The organism is Anaerococcus sp., assembly GCF_022770135.1.
In the GTDB taxonomy this organism is placed as follows: domain Bacteria; phylum Bacillota; class Clostridia; order Tissierellales; family Peptoniphilaceae; genus Anaerococcus.
In genome coordinates this window covers 1-3865 of sequence record NZ_JALEIL010000068.1, presented here as the reverse complement: position 1 = coordinate 3865, position 3865 = coordinate 1, and the positions used below count along the sequence as shown (strand labels likewise).

General features: G+C 34.5%; 4 protein-coding genes and 1 pseudogene. 3 read left to right on the top strand and 2 right to left on the bottom strand.

Features of this window, described 5'->3' with window-relative positions; all coding sequences use genetic code 11:
• Nucleotides 1–809 (top strand): Gfo/Idh/MocA family oxidoreductase (locus MRZ08_RS03010; RefSeq protein ID WP_297379113.1); only part of this gene is annotated, 809 nt, incomplete at its 5' end.
• A 102-nt stretch (nucleotides 810–911) separates the two neighbouring features.
• On the opposite strand, the gene MRZ08_RS03005 is transcribed toward MRZ08_RS03010, so the two are convergent.
• Nucleotides 912–1301 (bottom strand): PH domain-containing protein, encoded by a 390-nt coding sequence (locus MRZ08_RS03005; protein ID WP_297379111.1) that lies wholly within the window; start codon nucleotides 1299–1301, stop codon nucleotides 912–914.
• Between the two features lie 130 nt (nucleotides 1302–1431).
• Here MRZ08_RS03005 and MRZ08_RS03000 point away from each other — a divergent pair, with 130 nt between their 5' ends.
• Nucleotides 1432–2772 (top strand): MATE family efflux transporter, encoded by a 1341-nt coding sequence (locus MRZ08_RS03000; protein ID WP_297379109.1) that lies wholly within the window; start codon nucleotides 1432–1434, stop codon nucleotides 2770–2772.
• 113 nt (nucleotides 2773–2885) lie between these two features.
• Here the strand turns inward: MRZ08_RS03000 and tpx are convergent, their stop codons facing one another.
• Entirely contained in the window at nucleotides 2886–3386 is a 501-nt protein-coding gene (gene tpx / locus MRZ08_RS02995) for a thiol peroxidase (RefSeq protein ID WP_297379107.1), read from the bottom strand.
• Nucleotides 3387–3667: 281 nt separating this feature from the next.
• Here tpx and MRZ08_RS02990 point away from each other — a divergent pair.
• Nucleotides 3668–3865, top strand: a pseudogene (locus MRZ08_RS02990) (PTS alpha-glucoside transporter subunit IIBC); the annotation flags it as partial.

The window sequence follows — 3865 nt, the reverse complement described above, 5'->3', positions numbered from 1 at the left end:
TAACTATAGCAAGTCCATCTCACCTTCATACAGAACAAATTGCAAAAGCATTAAAGGCTGGAAAACACGTATTTTCAGAAAAACCACTAGGAACAACTGTAGAACAATGTAAAATAGCTGAAAAAGCAGTAGAAGAACATCCTGATCAAATATTCATGCTAGGATTTATGAGAAGATTTGACAGCTCATATAAATATGCCAAAGAAGCAATAGATTCTGGTAAAATCGGTAAGGTATATATGGTTAGATCATATTCACAAGATCCTACCAAAAATATAGAAGGTGCAATAGCGTTCGGTCCACATTCAGGAGGAGAATTCCTTGATATGTGTGTTCATGATATAGACCTAATGAGATGGTTTATAGGAAGCGAACCTAAAAAAGTATGGGCTATAGGTGGATGCTATGCTTATCCAGAATTTGCTGAATGGAATGATGGAGACAATGTATCTGCACTTATGAAATTTGAAAATGATGCAATGGGCTTCTTATTTGCTGGAAGAACAGCTCCACATGGATATAATGTAGAGACAGAAATATTCGGTACAGAAGGAATCATAAGAATTGGTTCAGTTCCTCAAAAGAACCTCGTAGAAATTCTAGATAAAGATGGAATAAGAAAAGAAATGAGCCAAGATTTTATCGAAAGATTCTCAGATTCATTCAAAGCTGAACTTAAAGAATTTGTTTCTTGCGTAAAAGAAAATAGAAAGCCAGAAATTACAGTATACGATGGTACAGCCGTATCTCATATAGCTTATAAATGTAAGGAAAGCTTCGAGACAGGTGAGCTAGTAGATATAGACTAATCCATTCAAATAATTCTTAAAATAGGTAAAAATACATCCTAGATCAGATTAGCTTAATAGTAACATATAGTTATAGAAGAAAGCTCCTAAAGGGGCTTTTTTCTATAAAATAAATTCAGAAATAGTTTTAGATATTTCTATAATGTCGACTCCTCTTTTGAAGTCGAATGATAGTTTGTTTCCGTCGTTGAAGGCGATTATTAGTTCGCTATCTATATCGAGCATGCCTGCAGTTTCTATTCCGAAGTATTGGATTTTGGAGTAGGGATAGGAGATGTAGGCTATTTTTTTGCCGGTGATCCCTTGAACATTAATTACAAATATTCTTTTTGTTGTAAAGATTACCTGGTCTCTTATTGTTTCAAAGGCTTGGATGATTTCTTCGTCTTTTAGAAGAAAGTTCATTACTTCTTTTCTTATTTTTTCTATATTTATTTCTTTGAGATTGAAGGTGTTAGAGTCACCTATGATTCCGCTTCCTATTGTTGACATATGTCCTCCTTTTACTTTGTTTATTTTATAATATCACTTTTTATTAAATTTTAAAATTATTATTTATTTTATTAGATTTTTTCAAAGCTTATCATATATTGATAGAAGTTAGAAATCTTTGAGGTGGTATATGGATCATTATTTAACTAACGACTCTCCATCAAAGGCCATTAGTAAGTTTGCTCTTCCTATGGTGGTTGGGTCTTTATTTCAACAAATTTATACCTTGGTCGACTCGGCTGTGGTTGGCAAATACGTGGGGGAGGCGGCTCTTGCTTCTATAGGGGCAAGTTTTGCCCTTACTACTATTTTTATTTGTATAGGAGTTGGCGGAGGGGCTGGAGCTTCGGTTTTGATTGCAAGGTATTTTGGATCTCGTGATTACAAGAGGATGAAGACAGCGATTTTCACTTCTATTATAGGATTTTTAGCACTTGCCATAGCTCTTTCTGCCTTTGGTTTGATTTTTTCCAAAAATCTTATGACCCTTCTTCAAACTCCTCGTGAAATCTTGGATATGGCAGTCTTGTATCTTAATATTTATTTTTATGGCTTGCCATTTTTGTTTATGTACAATATCATATCGGCTCTTTACCAGGCCCTTGGAGAATCTAAGATTCCTCTTTATTTTTTGATTTTCTCTTCGGTTTTAAATGTAATCTTAGATGTATATTTTGTAAGAGATTTAGGATTGGGACTTGCTGGAGCAGCCTATGCTACCCTTCTTGCCCAGGGGATTTCGGCTGTTTTTTCATTTTTTGTTTTTCTTAGGAGAATTGAGAAAATCGAAACAGAAAAAACTAGAATTTTTGATAAAACAGAGTTAGGGCTTATTTCTAGGCTTGCTATTCCTTCTATTGTCCAACAATCTACTGTTACCATAGGCCAGCTTTTGGTTCAGTCTGTTGTAAATTCTTTTGGGGTAGAGATTTTGGCGGGTTTTTCTGCGGCCATTAGGGTGGAAAGCCTTATAATTGTACCGATAACTAGTCTTGGTAATGCTATCTCTTCCTATACTTCACAAAATGTAGGGGCAGAGAAACTCAATAGATTAGCTAAAGGACTTAGGGCATCACTAATGATGGTTGGTATATATTCCTTCTTGGTTTTACTTGTTTTAAAAATCAAGTCAGCTGATATTATTGCCTTTTTTATGAATGAAAATTCGTCAGACCTTGCTATAGAAACTGGTCAGGCTTATCTAGCTTTCATAGGATTTTTCTTTGTGTTGGTAGGATCTAAGCACTGTGTGGATGGGGTTTTGAGGGGCCTAGGAGATGTGAGAGTTTTTACCCTTGCTAATATTATCAATCTATTTATAAGGGTGAGCCTTTCTATGACCCTTGCCCACAAGTTAGGTGTCGCCATGGTCTGGTATGCAGTCCCTCTTGGTTGGATGACGAATCTTATTATTTCTAGCTTTTATTATTTTTATATCAAGAAAAGAAGTTATGAGCTTAAGTTTAAATAAAAATACGCCTTAGCAAGTTTTACTCCTTGCTAAGGCGTTTTCATATTTATCTATTAAATAAAGTAGGGTGATTTCTAATCTTTATTTCGAAATCTTTCTACTTAGTCTTTTTGTTAAACTAATTTTTTAACTTCTGCTAAAGCAGCTTCGAAGTTTACTTCGTGATTTACTTCTGGAACGTATTCAACGTATTGGATTACTCCTTCTTTGTCTACTATTACGATACCTCTTGTTAGTAGCTTAAGTTCGTCAATTAGGAATCCATATTTTTCTCCAAATTCTCTTTCCTTGTAGTCAGATACCATTTCTAGGTTTTTGATGTCTTCGTTTGAGCAAAATCTAGCTTGAGCAAATGGTAGGTCCTCTGTGATTGTAACTATAGCTACGTCATCAGAAAGCTCTAGGGCATCTTTGTTGAATTTCTTAGCTTGAAGAGCACATACGTCTGTATCAAGGGATGGTGCTACTGAGTAAACTACAACTTTACCTTTTAGATCTTCTGAGTTAAATTCTGATAGATCGTTTTTTGTTGCCTTAAATGCTGGCGCTTCATCGCCTTTTTTTACTTGGTTTCCTAAAAGTGTAACCTTATCTCCTGCAAATGTAATTGTCATGTTTTCCTCCTAAAGTTATACAAATTTTACAAGTTATAACTTTTAACATATATATTATACCCAAATTTTATTAAAAAATTATGTGATTTCTCTTTATTTAAAAGATAATAATAATCTTTAACAAGGTAAATAGGTATTTTTGGGGAGTGTGAAATTTCACGAAGTATGTAAAATTATCAAACACTGACACAAATCCCTAAAGATAGGGCTTTGTTGACAATTTTTCTGTGAAGGAATATTATATAGACATAAGATAATACGTTTTCAATAGGAGGAGAACCATGAAAGAAAAAATTCAAAGATTTGGTGGAGCGATGTTCACACCTGTAATGCTTTTTGCAGTTTCAGCTCTACTAATTGGTTTTGGTACTTTGTTTACTACTGAAGTAATCATGGGACCAATGGCCAGTGAAGGAACAATCTGGTTTGGATTTTGGGACATGGTCTTGTCAGGAGCTTGGGTAGTATTCAACCAATTG

Bases quoted from the DNA above. Each gene is read 5' to 3' on its own strand.
- MRZ08_RS03005 (WP_297379111.1), bottom strand. From the start codon at position 1,301: ATGTCAACAATAGGAAGCGGAATCATAGGTGACTCTAACACCTTCAAT.
- MRZ08_RS03000 (WP_297379109.1), top strand. From the start codon at position 1,432: ATGGATCATTATTTAACTAACGACTCTCCATCAAAGGCCATTAGTAAG.
- tpx (WP_297379107.1), bottom strand. From the start codon at position 3,386: ATGACAATTACATTTGCAGGAGATAAGGTTACACTTTTAGGAAACCAA.